This window comes from Aeromonas sp. FDAARGOS 1414 (assembly GCF_019047065.1).
Taxonomy (GTDB): domain Bacteria; phylum Pseudomonadota; class Gammaproteobacteria; order Enterobacterales; family Aeromonadaceae; genus Aeromonas; species Aeromonas veronii_A.
Genome location: NZ_CP077210.1, coordinates 3,535,937 through 3,555,000, shown reverse-complemented (window position 1 = coordinate 3,555,000; position 19,064 = coordinate 3,535,937). Strand labels below are relative to the sequence as shown.

The 19,064-nt window shown below is 60.0% G+C and carries 19 protein-coding genes, 1 tRNA gene and 2 rRNA genes (1 of these 22 cut by a window edge); 12 read left to right on the top strand and 10 right to left on the bottom strand.

The genetic code is table 11. The features are described from left to right. The 3 genes from I6L44_RS16100 to I6L44_RS16090 all read left to right on the top strand — a co-directional run. Nucleotides 1–739: ribosomal RNA gene (locus I6L44_RS16100) — 23S ribosomal RNA — on the top strand (it extends 2,151 nt beyond the left edge of the window). Between the two features lie 123 nt (nucleotides 740–862). Then, nucleotides 863–977: ribosomal RNA gene (gene rrf / locus I6L44_RS16095) — 5S ribosomal RNA — on the top strand. A gap of 97 nt (nucleotides 978–1,074) precedes the next feature. Beyond that, nucleotides 1,075–1,151: transfer RNA gene (locus I6L44_RS16090), tRNA-Asp, on the top strand. Between the two features lie 266 nt (nucleotides 1,152–1,417). Here the strand turns inward: I6L44_RS16090 and I6L44_RS16085 are convergent. Together I6L44_RS16085 and I6L44_RS16080 are read right to left on the bottom strand one after the other, a co-directional pair. Continuing rightward, entirely contained in the window at nucleotides 1,418–4,000 is a 2,583-nt protein-coding gene (locus tag I6L44_RS16085) for a bifunctional acetate--CoA ligase family protein/GNAT family N-acetyltransferase (protein WP_216952400.1), read from the bottom strand. A 73-nt stretch (nucleotides 4,001–4,073) separates the two neighbouring features. After that, nucleotides 4,074–4,265 carry a hypothetical protein gene (locus I6L44_RS16080; RefSeq protein WP_216952398.1) on the bottom strand — a complete coding sequence of 64 codons (192 nt, stop codon included), beginning with the start codon at nucleotides 4,263–4,265 and terminating at the stop codon, nucleotides 4,074–4,076. 192 nt (nucleotides 4,266–4,457) lie between these two features. Here I6L44_RS16080 and I6L44_RS16075 point away from each other — a divergent pair, with 192 nt between their 5' ends. Continuing rightward, complete coding sequence (locus I6L44_RS16075) at nucleotides 4,458–5,318, top strand: transporter substrate-binding domain-containing protein (RefSeq protein WP_216952397.1); 861 nt, start codon at nucleotides 4,458–4,460, stop codon at nucleotides 5,316–5,318. On the opposite strand, the gene ilvY is transcribed toward I6L44_RS16075, so the two are convergent. Next, entirely contained in the window at nucleotides 5,307–6,200 is an 894-nt protein-coding gene (ilvY, locus tag I6L44_RS16070; RefSeq protein WP_005339488.1) for an HTH-type transcriptional activator IlvY, read from the bottom strand. The genes I6L44_RS16075 and ilvY overlap by 12 nt on opposite strands. Nucleotides 6,201–6,421: 221 nt before the next feature. Here ilvY and ilvC point away from each other — a divergent pair, with 221 nt between their 5' ends. Beyond that, nucleotides 6,422–7,903 (top strand): ketol-acid reductoisomerase, encoded by a 1,482-nt coding sequence (gene ilvC / locus I6L44_RS16065; protein ID WP_005355979.1) that lies wholly within the window; start codon nucleotides 6,422–6,424, stop codon nucleotides 7,901–7,903. On the opposite strand, the gene I6L44_RS16060 is transcribed toward ilvC, so the two are convergent. From I6L44_RS16060 to coaBC, 6 genes are all read right to left on the bottom strand, one after another. Continuing rightward, on the bottom strand, nucleotides 7,900–8,085 hold the full coding sequence (locus I6L44_RS16060) for a hypothetical protein (protein WP_216952396.1): 186 nt from the start codon (nucleotides 8,083–8,085) through the stop codon (nucleotides 7,900–7,902). The genes ilvC and I6L44_RS16060 overlap by 4 nt on opposite strands. Next, nucleotides 8,073–9,722 (bottom strand): glucose-6-phosphate isomerase, encoded by a 1,650-nt coding sequence (pgi, locus tag I6L44_RS16055; protein ID WP_103251795.1) that lies wholly within the window; start codon nucleotides 9,720–9,722, stop codon nucleotides 8,073–8,075. The genes I6L44_RS16060 and pgi overlap by 13 nt, the downstream gene beginning before the upstream one ends. Nucleotides 9,723–10,069: 347 nt before the next feature. After that, nucleotides 10,070–10,906, bottom strand: coding sequence for a mechanosensitive ion channel domain-containing protein (locus tag I6L44_RS16050; protein WP_005339493.1), 837 nt, complete (start codon nucleotides 10,904–10,906; stop codon nucleotides 10,070–10,072). Nucleotides 10,907–11,071: 165 nt separating this feature from the next. Next, nucleotides 11,072–11,668, bottom strand: coding sequence for a nucleoid occlusion factor SlmA (gene slmA, locus I6L44_RS16045; protein ID WP_005339495.1), 597 nt, complete (start codon nucleotides 11,666–11,668; stop codon nucleotides 11,072–11,074). Between the two features lie 68 nt (nucleotides 11,669–11,736). Continuing rightward, the gene (gene dut / locus I6L44_RS16040; RefSeq protein ID WP_005339498.1) at nucleotides 11,737–12,195 is read right to left on the bottom strand and encodes a dUTP diphosphatase; all 459 of its coding nucleotides are present in this window, start codon (nucleotides 12,193–12,195) and stop codon (nucleotides 11,737–11,739) included. Nucleotides 12,196–12,276: 81 nt separating this feature from the next. Next, a complete protein-coding gene (coaBC, locus tag I6L44_RS16035) occupies nucleotides 12,277–13,479 on the bottom strand; it encodes a bifunctional phosphopantothenoylcysteine decarboxylase/phosphopantothenate--cysteine ligase CoaBC (protein ID WP_216952395.1) in 1,203 nt (400 codons plus the stop codon). Between the two features lie 148 nt (nucleotides 13,480–13,627). Between coaBC and radC the strand changes: the two genes are divergently transcribed. From radC to I6L44_RS16005, 6 genes are all read left to right on the top strand, one after another. Next, nucleotides 13,628–14,302, top strand: coding sequence for a DNA repair protein RadC (radC, locus tag I6L44_RS16030; protein ID WP_033113596.1), 675 nt, complete (start codon nucleotides 13,628–13,630; stop codon nucleotides 14,300–14,302). A gap of 136 nt (nucleotides 14,303–14,438) precedes the next feature. Beyond that, nucleotides 14,439–14,675 (top strand): 50S ribosomal protein L28, encoded by a 237-nt coding sequence (gene rpmB / locus I6L44_RS16025; RefSeq protein WP_005307492.1) that lies wholly within the window; start codon nucleotides 14,439–14,441, stop codon nucleotides 14,673–14,675. Nucleotides 14,676–14,686: 11 nt separating this feature from the next. Beyond that, entirely contained in the window at nucleotides 14,687–14,854 is a 168-nt protein-coding gene (rpmG, locus tag I6L44_RS16020; RefSeq protein WP_005307500.1) for a 50S ribosomal protein L33, read from the top strand. 93 nt (nucleotides 14,855–14,947) lie between these two features. Next, complete coding sequence (locus I6L44_RS16015) at nucleotides 14,948–15,403, top strand: hypothetical protein (protein WP_216952392.1); 456 nt, start codon at nucleotides 14,948–14,950, stop codon at nucleotides 15,401–15,403. 24 nt (nucleotides 15,404–15,427) lie between these two features. Continuing rightward, nucleotides 15,428–16,240 (top strand): bifunctional DNA-formamidopyrimidine glycosylase/DNA-(apurinic or apyrimidinic site) lyase, encoded by an 813-nt coding sequence (mutM, locus tag I6L44_RS16010; protein WP_005357390.1) that lies wholly within the window; start codon nucleotides 15,428–15,430, stop codon nucleotides 16,238–16,240. Between the two features lie 177 nt (nucleotides 16,241–16,417). After that, nucleotides 16,418–17,290, top strand: coding sequence for a VirK/YbjX family protein (locus I6L44_RS16005; RefSeq protein ID WP_216952390.1), 873 nt, complete (start codon nucleotides 16,418–16,420; stop codon nucleotides 17,288–17,290). A 91-nt stretch (nucleotides 17,291–17,381) separates the two neighbouring features. Here the strand turns inward: I6L44_RS16005 and coaD are convergent, their stop codons facing one another. Then, complete coding sequence (gene coaD / locus I6L44_RS16000; RefSeq protein ID WP_071914926.1) at nucleotides 17,382–17,867, bottom strand: pantetheine-phosphate adenylyltransferase; 486 nt, start codon at nucleotides 17,865–17,867, stop codon at nucleotides 17,382–17,384. Between the two features lie 134 nt (nucleotides 17,868–18,001). Here coaD and I6L44_RS15995 point away from each other — a divergent pair, with 134 nt between their 5' ends. Beyond that, a complete protein-coding gene (locus I6L44_RS15995; RefSeq protein WP_005339514.1) occupies nucleotides 18,002–19,039 on the top strand; it encodes a glycosyltransferase family 9 protein in 1,038 nt (345 codons plus the stop codon). Nucleotides 19,040–19,064 lie beyond the last annotated feature (25 nt).

Here is a 19,064-nt window from a genome sequence, read left to right as displayed (position 1 = left end):
TGAAATACCACCCTTGTATGTTCGATGTTCTAACGCAGGGCCCTGAATCGGGCTCGCGGACAGTGCCTGGTGGGTAGTTTGACTGGGGCGGTCTCCTCCCAAAGAGTAACGGAGGAGCACGAAGGTTGGCTAATCCTGGTCGGACATCAGGAGGTTAGTGCAATGGCATAAGCCAGCTTAACTGCGAGACGGACAGGTCGAGCAGGTACGAAAGTAGGTCATAGTGATCCGGTGGTTCTGAATGGAAGGGCCATCGCTCAACGGATAAAAGGTACTCCGGGGATAACAGGCTGATACCGCCCAAGAGTTCATATCGACGGCGGTGTTTGGCACCTCGATGTCGGCTCATCACATCCTGGGGCTGAAGTCGGTCCCAAGGGTATGGCTGTTCGCCATTTAAAGTGGTACGCGAGCTGGGTTCAGAACGTCGTGAGACAGTTCGGTCCCTATCTGCCGTGGGCGTTGGATGATTGAAGGGAGTTGCTCCTAGTACGAGAGGACCGGAGTGAACGAACCTCTGGTGTTCGGGTTGTCACGCCAGTGGCACTGCCCGGTAGCTAAGTTCGGAATCGATAACCGCTGAAAGCATCTAAGCGGGAAGCGAGCCCTGAGATGAGTCATCCCTGACCCCTTGAGGGTCCTAAAGGGCCGTTGGAGACCACAACGTTGATAGGCGGGGTGTGTAAGTGCAGCGATGCATTGAGCTAACCCGTACTAATTACCCGTGAGGCTTAACCATACAACACCCAAGAAGTGTTCTAAGGCTTGTAGCGAATGAACGAACTACTCAAATTCAGTGGTAATGACAAAGCAAACTAGCCAAGTTGTTATTCACATCAGCTTTCCAAGATTGAAGAATTTGCCTGGCGGCCATAGCGCCGTGGAACCACCTGATCCCATGCCGAACTCAGAAGTGAAACGCGGTAGCGCCGATGGTAGTGTGGCATTCGCCATGCGAGAGTAGGACACTGCCAGGCACCCAATTAAACGGTGATGTGAAGAATCACGTCACTGGCTGCGAGGATGACACCTCATAAGAAGCGGCAACCAATTTAGCGCAAGCTAACCGAATGCGGAGCGGTAGTTCAGTCGGTTAGAATACCGGCCTGTCACGCCGGGGGTCGCGGGTTCGAGTCCCGTCCGCTCCGCCACTAATTTGAAGGCCTTCCCAGATGGGAAGGCCTTTTTGCTATGGGCGATTTTGCCCAGCGACCCACATATTTGCACATCGGAACCAATACAAAGCCCGGCTTCACGACCGGGCTTTGATGTTTTTAGCGTGTTAAACCACCAATATCTGGCTTTTCCCTGCCAAGTAAGAGTGCCAGATAGCCGGTTATTTCCACCATTTTCTGGCTATATTCGAGCCTTGTCAGCTTCATTGGAAGTCACTTGGGCGAGTCTAGAGGCGGCCAAATCAGCCTTCTGCCGCCTGCTGGTTACAGGGCAGTTCCATATTGACCACCCCCTCTTCCATTTGCACGTCGATCTTGAAGCCAAGCCGTTTGGCGAGGTTGACCATGCCGCGATTGCTGGGCATGGTCATGCCGGATAGCTGGCCAATCCCCTGCTCTTTGGCGTAACGGATGATCTTCTCCATCATCAATTTGCCGAGCCCCACCCCTTTCAAGTCCGATCGCACCAGAATGGCAAACTCGGCATCGCTCATGTCCGGGGTCGAGATAGCGCGTACCACGCCGAGGATTTGATCCTGCAGCTCGCCATCTTGCCCCACCGCCACAAAGGCCATCTCCCGGTCGTAATCGATCTGGGTCATGCGAGCCAGCTCTTCATGACCCAGCTCGCCCACATCGGCGAAGAAGCGTTTGTACCTGTCTTCATCGGAGACCCGCAGCACGAACTGCTTGTGAGCCGGTTCATCTTCCGGCCGGATTGGGCGCAGCAGGATATGGCGCTGATCCTTAAGCCAGGCACCCTCCTCCAGTTCGGTAGGATAGGGACGGATCGCCAGTCGGTTGCTGGTCGGGATGGTGGGGTCAGCCAGCATGAGGCTGGCATCCAGCACCACCATTTCGGCACCGCACGCTTGCAGCGGGTGCAGGTCCAGTTCCTGAATCTCAGGAAAGGCGAGCAGCAGTTCGGAGAGTTGGCAGAGCACCTGACCGAGAGCATCAATATCCAGTCGCTCCGGCGTGGCCTGTTCACGGATCTTGCGGCTCTTGAGGGCTCCGATGATCTGGTAACGAGCCAGTGCCTGATTGAGCGGTGGCAAGGCAGCCACCATCTCCTGCGGTTCCGCACCCGACTCACCCAGCAGAATGACGGGGCCAAAGATGGCGTCTTGCTGGATCCGCACCCGCAGCTCCAGGCCACCGCTGCGGCGAGCCATGCGTTGCACCAGCAAGCCTTCGATGTGGGCGCCCGGATCATGCTGTTTGACCCTGTCCAGAATGGCATCTGCAGCTTGCGCCACTTCGGCCGAGGTGCGCAGATTGAGCACCACGCCGTGCACGGCAGACTTGTGCAGGATGTCGGGCGAGCGCAGCTTCACCGCCACCGGATAGCCGATCTGCTCTGCGGTCAGGGTCGCCTCAATGGCGTCGGTAACGATCCAGGTTGGCAGGGTCGAGAGACCGGCGGCTTGCAAAATCGGGTGTACCAGATGGGTATCCAGCCTCAGTTGCTTGCGCTCCTGCGCCTGACGGATCAACTGCTGGCAGAGCTCGCCATTGAGTTGGTTGCCGTGCAGTGACGCCGGTGTCTCCATCAACTGCTTCTGGTTGCGGCGGTATTCCACCATGTGCATGAAGGCGGCCATGGCGCTTTCCGGTGTGCGGTAGGTCGGGAAGCCCGCCTCGGTAAAGAGTTTGCGCCCCTCCTGCGCCGAGTATTCACCCGCCCAGTTGGTGAGGATGTTGAAACGGCGCGCTCTGGGGTGCTGTTTCAGATGGGCAATAAGATGGCTGGCCAGCGGCGCGCTCGGTGCCGTGAGCGAGGGGGCGTGGATGATCAGGATGGCGTCGATGCCATCTTCCTGCAACACGTTGTCCAGCGCCTCCTGATAGGTGGTGATGGTAGCATCGCTGCCGATATCGAGCGGCGGGCGAGCCAGCTTGCCGCCCCGCTCCAGCAGCACATCCACCGCCATATTGGCCAGCCCGCGGCCGTTGGAGATGATGGCGAGCCGCTCCCCCTTGAGGGTCATGGAGTGGCTGAGGGTTTCCACCGCGGCAAACAGTTCGTGGGTATCGCGTACCCGCAGCATGCCGGCGCGACGGATGGCGGCATCATAGACATTGTCGAGACCGTGGGCCGGTTCGTGGCGCCCGCTTTTCAGTACCAGGATCGGCTTGTTACGCGAGGCTGCCCGCGCCGCCGAGAGAAAGTGGCGGGCGTCGTGCAACTTGTCCATGTAGATCAAAATGGCGCGGGTGACGCAGTCGCGGGAGAGCTGATCCAGCAGCTGGCCGAAGTCGATGTCGCAGTGATCACCCAGGGAGATGAAGGCGGAGAAGCCCAGCTCATGCTGCTTGGCCCAATCCAGAATGGTGGTGCTGACGGCGGCGGATTGCGACAGAAAGGCGACCTGCCCCGGCTTGGCGGCAATGGGTGAAAAGCTGGCGTTGATCCCCTGGCCGGGCAGCAGCATCCCCATGCTGTTGGGGCCGAGCAGGCGAATGCCGTATTGTTGGCAGACCCGTTTCAGCTCCAGCCGCTCCTCGGGGGAAAAGTCGGCGGCCAGTATGATGGCCGCCCCCCCACCCTTCTGGCCGAGCGCCTCCAGCAACGGCAAGACCCGCTCCCGCCTGGTGCAGATGATGGCGAGATCCGGGGTCAGCGGCAGGCTGGCGATATCGGGATAGGCCAGCACGCCGGCGATGGCTTTGTTACGCGGGGTGACGGGGAGGATGGGCCCTTTGAAGTGGCCCGCCAGCAGGTGGCGCACGATCACATGACCCGCCTTGAGCGGGTCGGTCGAGGCGCCGATCACGGCGATTGAGTGGGGTTTGAACAGCCGATCCAGACCGCTTGCTTTCATGGGCACTCCCGACAGAAGGGGGAAGATACCAGTCTAATACGCCTTTGCTGCGGGTTCTGTGACCGGATCCTGATCACCGTTTGTTCAGGGCGTTGGCACGCAGATAAAAGCGCAGTTCTCCTTGCACCCGGCGAATGGCTCCCAGGTGGCGTTCCTGCAGATAGATATCCTGCTCCCGGTCGAGCGTCGTGCTGGGCACGCCCATGCTTTGCAGATACTCGTCAAACAGGGTTGAACCCTTGATCTCTACCAGATGCTGTTTCATGGCTCTCCTCCCTGCGCCTTGGCGTTTGTTGATGAACGACCAGTCTGCGATGACCTGCCGGGTTTGCCTATTGTCACTTTTGACACGAGATTTGACACGAGAGCGCTCACACATCTTTCAGAGAGGGCGTCGTTGAGGTGCTGGCTGACGTTATAGCATGGCGAGGAGCATGAGGCACGGATGGTGCGCAGGATGATCAGAGTCTGGTGGTGGTGCATGGCACTGTGGACGGTTGGCGCAACGGCAGCCGAGCAGCCTATCCGCGCCTGGAATCTGCTGCTGGATCACCCCAACCCCGCCGTCGTCCAGTTGTTGCGCCTCTCCCTCGATCTCACCGTGCCCGAATATGGCCCCTATCAGCTTGTATCCAGCCCGCAAATGGAGCAGGGGCGGGCGGTGAAGGAGCTGCGCAGCGGTGAGCTGGTTCAGGTCGGTGTCTTTGCCCCCGATGGTGCGCGAGAGCGGGAGTTGCTGGCAATCCACATTCCGCTGGCCAAGGGGCTGCTGGGGTGGCGGGTGTGTCTGGTTCGGCAGGGGGATGAGGGGCGTTTTGCCGCGATCGGGTCGTTGGCAGACTGGCATCGCGCCGGGCTCTCCATCGGTCAGCACAGATCTTGGCCAGACACCCAGTTGCTGCGGGCTAACGGCCTCAAGGTGACGGTGGGCAATCTTTATGAGGCGCTCTTCAACATGCTGCGCAAGAAGCGTTTTGACTGCTTCCTTCGATCGGTCATCGAGGTCGAGGATGAGCTAAGGCAGCATCCGGATCTCGCCATCGAGCCCCATCTGGTGTTTCGCTATCCGCTGGCGCTGCTCTTCTTTGTTTCGCCCAAATATCCGGAGCTGGCGCAGCGCATCGAGCTTGGCCTGCAGCGGGCGCGGCAGTCTGGTGCTTTTGACCGGGTCTTTGAAGAGGGATTTGGCAGCACCATTCGGCGGCTGAAACTGGATGAGCGGGTGCGCCTCGAGCTGAACAACCCTGATCTGCCGTTGTCGAGTCGCAAGATGATGGCCGACCCGACGCTCATCTACCAGCCCGTCTCAGCGCAGTGAGTTCTGGTTCTGCGCTGTATCCCAGAAGGCGCGGATCAGCGGCTCTTCCAGTCGCTTCTTGAGTACCCCGATCCCCACATCAAATGGCTTGAAGGCGGGTTTGAGGTCGATGATCCGCACCTTGTCGCCAAGCGGGCTATGGTCGATCACCGCTGCCGGCACCAGCCCCACGCCACAGCCGAGCGCCACCATGGCGACAATCCCCTCGTTGCCCGCCACTTCGGCATAGATGTTGGGCGCTATCCCCTTGTTGCGAAACCACTGATCGCTGCGTTTGCGGGCCAGCCCCTGCTCGGAGAGGATGACTGGCAGCTGCTCCCAGTCCGGCTCCCCCTGACGGAACCACTGGTTGAGCTGTGGGGCATTGCGCGGCGCAATAAAGACCAGTGGCACCAGCTGCAGGCTGGCGAACTCCAGCTTGGCGGGCAGAGCATCGGGGCGGGCGGCGATGGCGAGATCGGCCTCGTCGGCCAGGATCTTGTCCACCGCCAGCGCAGGGTCGCCAGTCTCCAGCTTGATCTCCAGCTGGGGGTAGCGGCGGCGAAAGCGCTCCAGTACTTCGGGCAGCAGAAAGTAGCTGGCGGTGACCGAGCAGAAGACCCGCAGCCGCCCCTGCAACGGTTCATCGCTGCGTTTGAGCTCCTGCTTGAGCTGGCGCCACTCCTGCAACAGGCCGCCGCCGAATTCGCGCAGCTTCTCGCCGGCGGGGGTGAGGCGCACCGAGCGGTTGTCCCGTTCGAACAGGATGCAGCCGGTCTCCTGCTCCAGCCGCTGGATGGCGCGGCTCAGGGTGGAGGGGCTGACCGCCATGGCATCGGCGCTCTTGCCGAAGTGGAGGGAGTCGGCGAGGTGGAGAAACAGCTCGAGATTGCGAAGGTCCATCTTTCAGCTCCTGGCGCGGCTGGTGTGCCCGATATCCAGCGGTTGGCGGCTTGTTTCTGCCATCTCGCGGTACATTCAGCAGGCAATTATGAAGGGTGATCGTTTCAGTTATTGCAACATACTGTTTCGAATATATCAGTTCAGGCAATAAGTGTCCCGCGCTATAGTGGTTCAGACAACGCCGCTATCCGGCATGGAATCAATCGAACGGAGCAATCACCATGGCTAACTATTTCAACACCTTGAACCTGCGTCAGCAGTTGGCCCAACTGGGCAAGTGTCGTTTCATGCAGCGCGAAGAGTTCGCGGACGGCTGCAACGTGCTGAAGGGCAAGAAGGTGGTGATTGTGGGCTGCGGTGCCCAGGGTCTGAACCAGGGTCTGAACATGCGCGACTCCGGGCTGGATATCTCCTACGCCCTGCGCAAGGCCGCTATCACCGAGAAGCGCGCCTCCTGGCAGAAGGCTACCGACAACGGCTTCGCGGTCGGCACCTATGAAGAGCTGATCCCGACCGCCGATCTGGTGCTGAACCTGACTCCGGACAAACAGCACTCTGACGTGGTGAAAACCGTGATGCCGCTGATGAAGCAGGGCGCCGCGCTGGGCTACTCCCACGGCTTCAACGTGGTGGAAGAGGGTCAGCAGATCCGCTCCGACATCACGGTTGTGATGGTTGCGCCCAAGTGCCCGGGTACCGAAGTGCGTGAAGAGTACAAGCGCGGCTTCGGCGTACCGACCCTGATCGCCGTTCACCCGGAAAATGACCCGAAAGGCGAAGGCATGGCCATCGCCAAGGCGTGGGCCTCTGCTACCGGCGGCGACCGTGCCGGGGTGCTGGAGTCCTCCTTCGTGGCGGAAGTGAAATCTGACCTGATGGGCGAGCAGACCATCCTCTGCGGCATGCTGCAAGCCGGTTCCCTGCTCTGCTACGACAAGCTGGTTGCCGAAGGCACAGACCCGGCCTACGCCGGCAAGCTGATCCAGTTCGGTTGGGAGACCATCACAGAAGCCCTGAAACAGGGTGGTATCAGCCTGATGATGGACCGCCTCTCCAACCCTGCCAAGCTGCGCGCCTTCGAGCTCTCCGAGCAGCTCAAGACCCTGATGCGCCCGCTGTTCGAGAAGCACATGGATGACATCATTGCCGGTGAGTTCTCCCGCGGCATGATGGCCGACTGGGCCGAAGATGATGTCAAACTGTTCACCTGGCGTGAAGAGACCGGCAAGTCCGCCTTCGAAAACGCCCCGGCGTTCGCTGGCAAGATTGCCGAGCAGGAGTACTTCGACAATGGCGTGGTGATGGTGGCCATGGTCAAGGCGGGTGTCGAGCTGGCGTTCGAAACCATGGTGGCCTCCGGTATCTACGAGGAGTCTGCCTACTACGAATCCCTGCACGAGCTGCCGCTGATTGCCAACACCGTTGCTCGCAAGCGTCTGTACGAGATGAACGTGGTCATCTCCGATACTGCCGAGTACGGCAACTACCTGTTCGCCAACGCCGCCGTACCCTTGCTGCGCGAGCACTTCATGCCGACCCTGAAAGCGGGCGATCTGGGTGCCAGCAAGGCGGAAGGACAGAGCGTGGATAACCTGGCGCTGTTGGCGGCCAACGAAGCGACTCGTAACCACCCGATCGAGAAGATCGGCCAGGTACTGCGCGGTTATATGAAAGACATGAAACGCATCGCCGTCGGCGGTTAAGCCTGCATCGGGCTGGATGATGAAGGGGCGGGGATGACGATCCCCGTCGCCGGTCGGACTGGACACCCGACCGGCCAGCCAGAAAAATCAGCCTGACAGTCATAAAAGATGGTCATAAAAAAGCCCCGCTCATCGAGCGGGGCTTTTGCATTCAGGAAGGCCGGATAAATCAGGCTTTCCACGCTTTCCAGGTGTTGATCAGACCGTTGGTGGAGCAGTCGTGGCTGGTGACAGCCTCGTTGTTGCCCAGCTCCGGCAGGATCTTGTTGGCCAGCTGTTTGCCCAGCTCCACACCCCACTGGTCGAAGGAGAAGATGTTCCAGATTGCGCCCTGTACGAAGATCTTGTGCTCGTACATGGCGATCAGGGCACCCAGGGTTTTCGGGGTCAGGCTCTTGAACAGGATGGAGTTGGTCGGGCGGTTGCCTTCGAACACCTTGAACGGCACCAGATCCTTGACCTGCTCCAGCGTTTTGCCAGCAGCCAGGAACTCGGCTTCGACCTCTTCCTTGCTCTTGCCGAAGGCCAGCGCCTCGGTCTGGGCGAAGAAGTTGGCCAGCAGTTTCGGGTGGTGGTCACCTATCGGGTTGTGGCTGATGGCCGGCGCCAGGAAGTCACAGGGGATCAGCTTGGTGCCCTGGTGGATCAGCTGGTAGAAGGCGTGCTGGCCGTTGGTGCCCGGCTCACCCCAGATGATGGGGCCAGTCTGGTAGTCAACCGGCTTGCCGTTGCGATCCACGTACTTGCCGTTGGACTCCATGTTGCCCTGCTGGAAGTAGGCAGGGAAGCGGTGCATGTACTGGTCGTACGGCAGGATGGCTTCGGACTCGGCACCATGGAAGTTGTTGTACCACAGGCCAATCAGCGCCAGCAGCACCGGCACGTTCTGCTCATAGGAGGCAGTGGCGAAGTGCATGTCCATCTCGAAGGCGCCTTGCAGCAGGGCTTCGAAGTTCTCGAAACCGACAGACAGGGCGATGGGCATGCCGATGGCAGACCAAGAGGAGTAGCGGCCGCCAACCCAGTCCCAGAACTCGAACATGTTGTTGGTGTCGATGCCGAACTCGGCCACGGCCTTGCCGTTGGTGGAGAGCGCGGCGAAGTGCTTGGCAACGTGGGCCTTGTCACCGGCGATGTTGATGAACCAGTCGCGGGCGGTCAGGGCGTTGGTCATGGTCTCCTGGGTGGTGAAGGTCTTGGAGGCCACCAGGAACAGGGTGGTTTCCGGATCGATCTTCTTCAGGGTCTCAGCGATGTGGGTGCCATCGACGTTGGAGACGAAGTGCATCTGCAGGTGGTTTTTGTAGGGACGCAGTGCCTCGGTGATCATCACCGGGCCGAGATCGGAACCACCGATACCGATGTTGACCACGTGCTGGATCGCTTTGCCGGTGTAGCCTTTCCACTCGCCTCCGATTACCTTCTCGCAGAAGCCTTTCATCTTGGCCAGTACGGCGTTCACTTCCGGCATCACGTCCTTGCCGTCGCACTCGATGGGGCGGTCGGAGCGGTTGCGCAGGGCCACGTGCAGTACGGAGCGGCCTTCGGTCATGTTGATCTTGTCGCCATTGAACATGGCATCGATCGCGCTGCGAAGATCGGTCTCTTTGGCCAGATCAACCAGCAACTTGAGGGTTTCTTCGGTGATCAGGTTCTTCGAGTAATCAACCAGGATGTCACCGCCGAAGGTGAGGGAAAACTTGTCAAAGCGCTTCGGGTCCTGCGCGAACAGATCCTTGAGTCGGGTCTCTTTGTTTGCTGCAAAGTGGGCTTCCAGTGCCTGCCAGGCCTGGGTTTGGGTTGGATTGATATTTTTCATAGGATTCCTGAAATGCCAAGTTGTGTTTGAACCTTGCAGGCAAGGTCCCGCCAAACCTTATTATCCGAGCATTATACCGAGCCGATCGGGCGGCCCGTGTAACAGATTTTTACCGATTGTCTTTTACCGCAATGGGTCACTGTCGGGAGCATACAACCAGAACATTGGGATTATGTGTCACGAAAGCAAGGCGGATCTTGCGCTTGCTCATGATTGGGGCCACCCCGATAGCCTGAAATTGTTTTCATCCGGTTGGCGTGGTTATGCACCGACATGGCCATGGGCTGGGGCCAGAAACGACAATGCCAGCCCGAAGGCTGGCATTGTCTGTTGCAGCAGAACCGCGATCACGCCTGCGGTTTTTGCATGTGCATCACCATCTGCGGGAAGGGGATCTCGATGCCTTCGGCATCAAAGGTCAGTTTCACCTTCTCGTGGAAGTCGAACCAGACACCCCAGTAGTCAGCGGTTTTCACCCAGGGGCGCACCACGATATTGACCGAGGAGTCGGCCAGCGCGGCGACGGCGATGGTGGCTGCCGGATCTTTCAGGATGCGCGGCTCTTCGCTTACCAGACGCTCCAGGATCTGTTTGGCCTTGCGCAGGTCAGAACCGTAGCCGATGCCAAAGGTCATATCGACGCGGCGGGTATCCATACGCGAGTAGTTGACGATGGTGCCGTTGAGGATGGCGGAGTTCGGTACTACCACCATCTTGTTGTCACCTGAGGTGAGGGTAGTGGTAAAGAGCTGAACGGACTGCACCACACCCGCGGTGCCCGCCACTTCGATAAACTCGCCCGCCTTGATGGGGCGGAAGATGATCAGCAGGAAGCCGGCAGCGAAGTTGGAGAGCGAGCCCTGCAGCGCCAGACCGATGGCCAGACCGGCGGCACCGATAATGGCGACGAAGGAGGCTGTCTGCACGCCGACACGGCCCAGCGCGGCGATCACCACGAACACCAGAATGGCGTACTTGAGGATGCTGCCGACGAAGTGGGTGACTGTGGTGTCCAGCTTGCGGGCCTGCATCACCTTGACCACGCCACCGCTGATGAGGTTGGCGGCGATATAGCCGACCAGCAGGGTCAGCAGGGCGGCGGCGATATTGACGCCGTATTCGATCAGCAGTCCCTGATTATTGACCAGCCAGGTCTGCGCTTCGGTAATGATTTCGGGTTCCATAGGATGTCCTGTCAGGTTCTAAAAGGTTTATGGTGGATAAATCTAACACCGCAGCGCGACAGTACGGGTCGCATCTGGTACTTCTTTTCTGCCATAAAAACCTGCCATAAAAAAGAAGGGAGGCCAAAGCCTCCCTTCTTTTTGCTGAATGACGCGAAAAAACCATCAGCTCTGCAGCAGTTGGCTGCGGATAAATTGCCACTGATCTTCGAAACCGGCGGTCGGCTTGAGCTTGAACTCGGAACGGACAAACTGGCTGATACGGCCTTCGGTGTAGGCCAGCAGCAGATTGGCCAGCATGGTCTCGTCGAGCTGGAAGCCTTGACCCTCGCGCAGCCGCTTCTCGCGCAGCACCTGCTTGATCTGGGTCTCCAGCTTGTCAAACAGGATGCTGATGCGATCCCGCAGCCGGTCGTGCTCGCCCAACAGGGCATCGCCGTTGAGGATGCGGGTGATGCCGGGATTGCGCTCGGCGAACACCAGCAGCAGCTGCAGGATGTGGTGGCAGCGCGCCATGGTGTCTTTCTCTTCCGCCATGATCAGATTGACCCGTGACAGCAGGGAATCCTCGATAAAGTCGATCAGCCCCTCGAACATCCGCGCCTTGCTTGGAAAGTGTCGATAGAGGGCTGCTTCAGAGACGCCGACCTCGGCCGCCAGACGGGCCGTGGTGATGCGCTGACCCGGACTGGTTTCCAGCATATGGGCGAGCGCCTGCAGGATCTGATCGCGCCGACTCTGTTTCTGATTACTGCTTGCCATGGATTCCCCTAAAAAAACAATGGCTTGATTCTGTTATTAAGCACCGCCCATCGGGCTGGTGTGGTCTGTTATTGGCGACCAGAAGAACCAAAACCGCCTTCACCCCGTTCGCTCTGATTGAACTCATCGACCAGTTGGAAGCTGGCCTGAACCACCGGCATGATCACCAGCTGGGCGATGCGCTCGCCGGGTTGCATGGTGAACTCATCCTTGCCACGGTTCCAGACCGAGACCATCAGCTGACCCTGGTAATCGGAATCGATCAGTCCGACCAGGTTGCCCAGCACGATGCCGTGCTTATGGCCGAGGCCGGAGCGGGGCAGAATGGTGGCACACAGACCCGGATCCTGGATGTGGATGGCCAGACCGGTCGGCACCAGAGTGGTATCGCCCGGAGCCAGAGTCAGCGGCGCATCCAGCAGGGCACGCAGATCCATGCCGGCAGAGCCGGGAGTGGCGTAGGCGGGCAGCGGGTACTCGGTACCGATACGGGCATCCAGAATCTTCAGTTCAATTTGTGTTGTCATGAATCGCTTTTTCAGTTGGATCTTGTGTTGGCGCCCATCTTGGCAAGGCGGGGCGCCGTGAGTCTTGTTCTTTCGGGGCGCTTAGCGCCGATAGTGACACGCAATCAGGGCAACCAGATGACGGGCCAGCGTCAGCTTGTCGGCCAGCGGCAGAGGCGCCTGGCCCCCTTGCCAGAACACGGTCAGGGCGTTGTCATCGGCGTTGAAGCCTTGCCCCTCGCGGGATACATCGTTGGCGGCGATCATGTCCAACCGCTTTCGCTGCAATTTATCGAGGGCGTATTGTTCCACATCCACGGTTTCGGCGGCAAATCCGACAGTGAAGGGTTTGTCTGGAAGGGCGCCGACGGCAGCAATGATGTCGGGATTTTTCACCAGCTTCACCACCATCTGATCGTTGTCACCGGTCTTCTTGATCTTCTGGCTGGCGACCTGCTCGGGGCGGTAGTCGGCCACCGCAGCGCAACCGATGAAGAGATCGCATTCTCCCACCCGGCTCATCACCGCCTGATGCATCTGTTCGGCGCTCTCGACATCGATGCGGGTGACGCCCACAGGTGTAGCCAGCGTTACCGGGCCGCTCACCAGCGTCACCTCGGCGCCCGCTTCACGAGCGGCGCGGGCGATGGCAAAGCCCATCTTGCCGGAGCTGTGGTTGCTGATGTAGCGCACCGGATCGAGCGCCTCGCGGGTCGGACCGGCGGTCAGCAGTAGCTTGACGCCCGCCAGCAAGGGCTCGGCGGCCAGTTGCTGACAGCAGCGATCCACCAGTTCGAGGGGGTCCAGCATCCGCCCCGGGCCCACATCGCCACAGGCCTGGCTGCCGGCATCCGGCCCCCACAGCAGAATGCCGCGGCTGGCCAGGGTCTTGAGGTTGGCCTGGGTCGCTGCGTTGAGATACATCTGCTGGTTCATGGCGGGCGCCAGCGCGATGGGCGCCGGCGTGGCCAGACAGAGGGTGGTCAGCAGTTCGTCGGCCATGCCTGCAGCCATCCGCGCCATCAGGTTGGCGCTGGCGGGGGCGATCAGTACCAGATCGGCCCACTTGGCCAGCTCGATATGGCCCATGCCCGCTTCGGCAGAGGGGTCCAGCAGGCTGTAGGCCACCGGATGACCGGAGACCGCCTGCAGGGTCAGCGGGGTGATGAACTCCTTGGCGGAGCGGGTCATCACCACCCGCACCTCGGCACCCTGATCTTTCAGACGGCGTACCAGCTCGGCACTCTTGTAGGCGGCGATCCCGCCGCTGACACCCAACAGGATGCGTTTATCGGCCAATCTCATCTGCTGTTTCTCTATCCGGCTCACTTTGACTGGTCGGCTAAGATACCACAGGCAGGGGATGACGACAGGGGTTGGCATCAAGGGGTTGTGGCGGGGAACACGCAAATATTTGCTATGTTTTTCCTCAACAGGGAGAGAGGAGAGACAAATGAGCATCAAGGAGTGGCCGGAAGATGAACGCCCCAGAGAGAAGCTGCTGCGACAGGGGCCGACGGTGCTCAGCGATGCCGAGCTGCTCGCCATCTTCCTGCGCACCGGCGTCAATGGCCTGAGTGCGGTCGATCTCTCCCGTAACCTGTTGAATCAGTTCGGATCGCTGCGCAATCTGCTAGGCGCGGATCAGCGCGCTTTCTGCGAGGCACACGGTCTTGGCCCAGCCAAATATGCCCAGTTGCAGGCGGTGCTGGAGATGGCCAAACGCCATCTGGCGCAGCAGCTGCAGCGGGGCGATGCCCTCACCTCACCCCAGCTGACCCGCGACTATCTGCAGGCCCAGCTGCGGGATCGGCCGCGCGAAGTGTTTGCCCTGCTGCTGCTCGACAATCAGCACAGAGTCATTCAATTTGTTGAGCTTTTTTACGGCACAATCGATTCGGCGAGCGTCTGGCCAAGAGAAATCGTGCAGATCGCGCTCAAACATAATGCAGCCGCGGTGATTCTGGCGCATAATCACCCGTCCGGCGTCGCCGAGCCCAGCAGGGCCGACCGCCAGATCACGGATCGGATCACGGCCGCTTTGGCCCTGATCGATATCAGAGTGCTGGATCACTTGGTGATCGGTGACGGCATCACGGTTTCTTTTGCCGAGCGCGGTTGGCTATAACTGTGCTCTGGCACCGTATTAGTTGATCTTTGATCACGGATGCTGTATAAAATGCCGCCTTCTGTTTGCCCCGCAATCGAAGGCCAGCGGGGCAGATATTTGCTCGAGCAATGAAGTAAGATTTGGAGAGACTGACATGTCTAGAGTATGCCAAGTAACCGGCAAGCGCCCGGCAGTTGGTAACAACCGTTCGCACGCTAACAACGCTACCAAGCGTCGTTTCCTGCCGAACCTGCACACTCACCGTTTCTGGGTTGAGAGTGAAAAACGCTTCGTAAGCCTGCGCGTATCCGCAAAAGGCATGCGTATCATCGACAAGCGTGGCGTTGAAGTGGTTCTGGCTGAACTTCGCGCCAGCGGTGTTAAGGTATAAGGAATTAGATCATGGCTAAAGGTATTCGCGAGAAAATTCGCCTGAACTCCAGCGCCGGTACTGGTCACTTCTATACCACTACCAAAAACAAGCGCACCATGCCCGAAAAAATGGAGATCAAAAAGTTTGATCCCGTTGTTCGTCAGCATGTGATCTACAAGGAAGGCAAAATCAAGTAATTACTTGATGCTGCATTCCCAAAAACCCGGCTTCGTGCCGGGTTTTTTTATGCGTCGAATTCAGTACACTGCCGGTTCAAAGGGAGACTTGCCATGTTCAAATTGAGCCGCAAAGGCTGGAATAACGTGATCATCGTGGTGGTGCTGATCGTGATCACCCTGTTGCATCGTATGGAGTTGGCCCAGCAGGAGAATAGCGCCAAGCGGGCTCGCCCCTTGCTGCCTGATGCGGCTGTGGTGCTCACCTGGCAGGGGCCGAGCTGGCAGATTGAGCGGATCGGTCAGGGCTGGCGCAGCGGGCCGGATCTGGGGCTCGACAGCGCGCAGCTGGATGCCCGTCTGGCACGTTGGCAGGGCTGGTTGTTACCCCCCGGTGAAGCGGTACGCGGTGCGCCGGTGACCATCAAGGTGTGGATTGCCGGCCAGAACGATCCGGTCGAGATCGGCCTCTATCAGAATAGCGGTCAGTATGGTGCCCAGCTGCCCTCCGGTCTCTGGCTCGCCCTCACAGCCGAGCAGTATCGCGATCTGCTGCGCCCTGCCCCCTGAGTTCCTTTTCCTTGTGAGGTACCCATGCCTGAATTGCCAGAAGTTGAAGTCAGCCGTCAGGGGATCTCCCCCTGGCTCACCGGTATCAAGGTGACGCGCGTGGTGGTGCGGGATGGCCGCCTGCGCTGGCCGATCCCCGGTGAGATTCAGGAGCTGGTGGACCTCACCATCCATCGGGTGCGCCGCCGTGCCAAATACCTGCTGCTGGAGACCGATTTCGGCACCGCCATCCTCCATCTGGGGATGTCCGGCAGCCTGCGGGTACTGGATATCGGCACCCCGGCCGAGAAGCACGACCATGTGGATATCGAGCTGGAGAATGGCAAGCTGCTGCGGCTAAACGATCCGCGCCGCTTCGGCGCCCTGCTCTGGACCAGGGAACCGGCCGAAGCCCACGCGCTGCTCGCCAAGCTGGGGCCCGAGCCGCTCACCGATGCCTTCAGTGCTGATTACCTGCAGGGGCGTGCCAAGGGGCGCAGCACTGCCATCAAGCAGTTCCTGATGGACAATCAGGTGGTGGTCGGGGTAGGCAACATCTACGCCAACGAGGCGCTCTATGCCGCCGGCATTCACCCCAAACGGGCGGCGGGCAATATCAGCGCCGAGCGGCTGGGAACCCTGGTGGCCGAGATCAAGCGGGTGTTGGCCGAAGCCATCCGGCAGGGCGGCACCACCCTCAAGGATTTCACCAGTGCCGATGGCAAGCCAGGCTATTTCGTGCAGCAGTTGCAGGTCTACGGCCGTGGCGGTCAGCCCTGTTTCCACTGTCACACCCTGCTGACCGAGACAAGAATGGGGCAGCGTACCACGGTTTTTTGCAGTCATTGCCAGCGCTGAGCGTACTTTTTTCCCCGATCCGGGGGAAGTTGTAACAGCATATTTCCAGGCTGTTGAATATTTGCGCAGTCATTACTAGTATCAGCGGCCGTTCAGGCGGTTTGAGAACTAGAAATGACTTTAAAATCAATAGACTGGGAATATTTATCCCGGCAGGAGCGCTATTGCGCAAAATCCATGGCCCGCTTCCTCTACCCCGAGGGATGTGACCGGAAAACCTTCAATCGCGGCAAGTTCGTGCTGCGCAGCCTGCTCTATCGCAAGTCGCTGAGCCGGGTCTTCAGCCTGTTTCAGTGCGACTCGCTCAAGGCACTGCCAGCGGTCTATCCCGAGCTGCTCGACAAGCCTATGCGACCCTATCGCTTCGCCTGTGCCAGCGCCCGTGAGCGGGCCGAGATGCTGGAAAATCACTACCGGTTGCTGCTGGAGTGCTACCCGCAGCTGATCGACCCCCTCTATCTGGGCGAGGGGATCGCGCTGGGGCACTATCCCCAGAGTGGCTGCCGCATTCTGCTGCGCCACGATGGCACCTTCCGCCGCGAGGCCGAGCTGGCGCTCTCCATCGTCAACGGCGAGGGGCAGCGCCTCTACAGCTGCGCCTTTTCGCTGGCGGGTAGCGTGGATCGTTTGATTCTGATGATCGGCTCCATGCAGGGGCCGGAGCCTGCGGTCGACAATGCCCAGGATCGGGTGCGCGAGCTGACCAAAGAGGGACACGGCCTGCGGCCCAAATCCCTGCTGGTGCAGCTGGTGCTGCAACTGGCGCAGAGCATGGGGGCGGCGGAGGTGCTGGCGGTGCGCAAGCGTGCCCACGTGTTTCAGGCTAGGCGCTACAGCAGCAAGCAAAAAGCCAACCTGCAGGCCGATTATGACGAGCTGTGGCAGGAATTCGGCGCCCGGGATGTGGATGCCAACTTCGTCGCCCTGCAAGCCCAGCCGCGCAAGCCGCTGGAGGAGATCGCCTCCAAGAAGCGGGCCATGTACCGGCGCCGCTACGAGTGGCTCGATCTGCTGGTGCAGGAGATGAATGAGCGGTTTGCCCGTCAGTAACCGGCAAGCATGCTGACCTCTCTATAACGAGAAAGATACAACAAGGGCTACCCGTGGGTAGCCCTTGTCGTTTCTGCCATCAGGGGAGGAATTAGCGCTGTTGCTGTTTGGCTGCGATTGCCTGGGCTACCACGGGGTCGACAAACTGGCGGATGTCGCCACCGTGCAGCGCCACCTCTTTCACCAAGGTGGAGGAGATAAAGGAGTTCTCCTCGGCCGGGGTGAGGAAGACGCTCTCAAGCGTGGGCATCAGGCGGCGGTTCATGTTGGCCAGCTGGAACTCGTACTCGAAGTCGGAGACGGCGCGCAGGCCGCGGATCAGCACATTGGCCTGATGCTCTTTGGCGAAATCGACCAGCAGCCCGGAGAAGCCGACCACCTTGACGTTGGGAAGCTGGCTGGTCACTTGCTGGACAAGCTGGACACGTTCCGCCAGATCGAACAGCGGGCGCTTGCTCGGGCTGTTGGCGACGCCGACGATCACCTCGTCAAACAGCTTGGCGGCGCGGCCGATCAGGTCGGCATGGCCATTGGTAACGGGATCAAATGTCCCGGGATAGATCACCCTGGTAGTCATCTTTGTGGTCCTGCAACCTGGAAATTTGGTCGCATTATAAGGTCGTCGCTTGAGAATAGCAGTGCATCAGGCAAGAATACGCCATCGCGCATCAAGCCTCCTTGCATTGGTGACAGGGAGCAAAGGGATTTTTTATGAAACGTATTCTGGTCGTTCGCAATGACAAGATTGGTGACTTCATGCTGGCGTGGCCTAGCTTCGCCATGCTCAAAGGCTCCATGGAGTGTCATGTGACTGCCCTGGTTCCGGCCTACACGGCGCCGCTGGCCCGGCTCTGCCCCTGGATTGACGAGGTGATCATCGATCCGGGCGTGCGGGCCGACAAGGAGCAACAGCGAGCGCTGCTGGCGCGGATCAAGGCGGCGGCGTTCGACGCGTCCATCTGCCTCTTCTCCAACTCCCGCAACGCCATGCTGGTGTGGAAGGCGCACATCCCTTACCGGCTGGCCCCGGCGACCAAGCTGGCGCAGGTGCTCTACAACCAGCGACTGGTGCAGCGTCGCTCCCGCTCCCAGAAACCGGAGTCCGAGTACAACCTGGAGCTGATCCGCCGCTTCCTGGCCGATCAGCAGGTGGCCGTGGTGGAGCCCAAGACCCCCTTCCTGCAGTTCGATGACGAGACCCTGCTACAGGTGCGCGAGCAGTTGGCACTCAAGCTCAAGCTCGATGCCAGCCGCCCCTGGCTGATGGTGCATGCCGGTAGCGGCGGTTCGGCCAACAACCTCTCCATCGAGCAGTATGCCCGCATCATCATCAAGCTCAATCAGGCCTGCCCCGAGCTGCAGTGCGTGCTGACCGCAGGCCCGGGCGAGGAGAAGATGGCCGAACAGCTGGCGGCCGAGCTGCTGGCCCACGGCGGCAATGGCTGGATCTACCGCTCCAGCGACGGTCTGCCGATGTTCTGTCAGGTGCTGGCCAACGCAGCCCTGTTTATCGCTGGCAGTACCGGCCCGCTCCATATCGCCGGTGCGCTCGATGTGCCGACTATCGGTTTCTTCCCGATGCGCCGCTCCGCTACTCCGCTGCGCTGGAAGCCCCTCAACAGCGAAGGGCGTCACCTTGCCTTCAGCCCGCCGGAGGATAGCGACCATCCTGAGGATATGAGCCAGCTCGATCCCAAGACCATGGTGCCGGTGATGGCCCGCTGGGCGGCGCCTTTCTGGCGCAAGTAAGGTATGCAGCAATGCAAACAGGGCC

Bases quoted from the DNA above. Each gene is read 5' to 3' on its own strand.
- I6L44_RS16075 (WP_216952397.1), top strand. From the start codon at position 4,458: ATGATCAGAGTCTGGTGGTGGTGCATGGCACTGTGGACGGTTGGCGCA.
- ilvC (WP_005355979.1), top strand. From the start codon at position 6,422: ATGGCTAACTATTTCAACACCTTGAACCTGCGTCAGCAGTTGGCCCAA.
- I6L44_RS16005 (WP_216952390.1), top strand. From the start codon at position 16,418: ATGGCCCGCTTCCTCTACCCCGAGGGATGTGACCGGAAAACCTTCAAT.
- I6L44_RS15995 (WP_005339514.1), top strand. From the start codon at position 18,002: ATGAAACGTATTCTGGTCGTTCGCAATGACAAGATTGGTGACTTCATG.
- I6L44_RS16050 (WP_005339493.1), bottom strand. From the start codon at position 10,906: ATGGAACCCGAAATCATTACCGAAGCGCAGACCTGGCTGGTCAATAAT.
- rpmB (WP_005307492.1), top strand. From the start codon at position 14,439: ATGTCTAGAGTATGCCAAGTAACCGGCAAGCGCCCGGCAGTTGGTAAC.
- I6L44_RS16015 (WP_216952392.1), top strand. From the start codon at position 14,948: ATGTTCAAATTGAGCCGCAAAGGCTGGAATAACGTGATCATCGTGGTG.
- ilvY (WP_005339488.1), bottom strand. From the start codon at position 6,200: ATGGACCTTCGCAATCTCGAGCTGTTTCTCCACCTCGCCGACTCCCTC.
- coaD (WP_071914926.1), bottom strand. From the start codon at position 17,867: ATGACTACCAGGGTGATCTATCCCGGGACATTTGATCCCGTTACCAAT.
- coaBC (WP_216952395.1), bottom strand. From the start codon at position 13,479: ATGAGATTGGCCGATAAACGCATCCTGTTGGGTGTCAGCGGCGGGATC.
- mutM (WP_005357390.1), top strand. From the start codon at position 15,428: ATGCCTGAATTGCCAGAAGTTGAAGTCAGCCGTCAGGGGATCTCCCCC.
- I6L44_RS16080 (WP_216952398.1), bottom strand. From the start codon at position 4,265: ATGAAACAGCATCTGGTAGAGATCAAGGGTTCAACCCTGTTTGACGAG.
- pgi (WP_103251795.1), bottom strand. From the start codon at position 9,722: ATGAAAAATATCAATCCAACCCAAACCCAGGCCTGGCAGGCACTGGAA.
- dut (WP_005339498.1), bottom strand. From the start codon at position 12,195: ATGACAACACAAATTGAACTGAAGATTCTGGATGCCCGTATCGGTACC.
- rpmG (WP_005307500.1), top strand. From the start codon at position 14,687: ATGGCTAAAGGTATTCGCGAGAAAATTCGCCTGAACTCCAGCGCCGGT.
- radC (WP_033113596.1), top strand. From the start codon at position 13,628: ATGAGCATCAAGGAGTGGCCGGAAGATGAACGCCCCAGAGAGAAGCTG.
- slmA (WP_005339495.1), bottom strand. From the start codon at position 11,668: ATGGCAAGCAGTAATCAGAAACAGAGTCGGCGCGATCAGATCCTGCAG.
- I6L44_RS16085 (WP_216952400.1), bottom strand. From the start codon at position 4,000: ATGAAAGCAAGCGGTCTGGATCGGCTGTTCAAACCCCACTCAATCGCC.